The sequence below is a fragment of the Lacticaseibacillus chiayiensis genome (assembly GCF_004123795.1).
Classification (GTDB): domain Bacteria; phylum Bacillota; class Bacilli; order Lactobacillales; family Lactobacillaceae; genus Lacticaseibacillus; species Lacticaseibacillus chiayiensis.
Window position 1 is genome coordinate 1 of record NZ_MSSM01000069.1, and the last position, 690, is coordinate 690.

The 690-nt window shown below is 47.7% G+C and carries 1 protein-coding gene; it reads right to left on the reverse strand.

Annotated features, from left to right (window positions below; all coding sequences use genetic code 11):
* Positions 1-421: 421 nt before the first annotated feature.
* Positions 422-690, reverse strand: a 269-nt coding sequence (locus tag BVJ53_RS14515; RefSeq protein WP_129302960.1) for an ArpU family phage packaging/lysis transcriptional regulator, incomplete at its 5' end; no start/stop codon positions are given.

Genomic DNA, 690 nt, shown 5'->3' on the forward strand with positions numbered 1-690 from the left:
CAATGTTTTAATTAAAAAAGCTGCACAATCGCAGCGATTTGCTCGCTCTCCCAGTGTCAGCTAGGGTCATCGCAAGCTGTGTCCGGTCGCTAAACTGGACAAAGAACTGTGCCACGACCTGCCGTGGCTGGTCCCGCTCAACCGGGCAGCTCAGCCTCTAAGGAGGCATATAAGTTCACCCTGCTACTCATCGTCATGGTAGGCGTATCGGGACGTAGTGACGGTAGCTACTCCGTCACAGACCTTCACGGGTGAAATGTGGCATGCGGGAATCGAACCCGCCTGACTATCTCAGCCAGTCCTCATTGCCACGCCTTGCCACAGCTTTATCATCACTGAGGCTCGGAGGAAAAATGCGGTGTCTCAGGTTTCTCACCTTTGGCACAATACCATCATAAGGCGGAAAAACAGTTGAAATGTCTCACAAAGGTCTCATCTCGATTTCAACCAATGGACAAATCTCGGCGAATGCAATTAGCGCTTCTCGTTTTGTTCGATAATACTGGGCTTTTGATAAAAAAAGCTTGTCCATTATTTGCTTGTCACTATATCGTTTGGTTAAGTAAGAGCTTGTTAGTATAATCCGATGATTCTCTGATTCCAGAGATTCAATGGCACCTTCACAGCACGCTATATAGTACAGCTCGTCAGCGTGTGATACGAGTTTGTCCTCGGCTTTATTTCTATAGC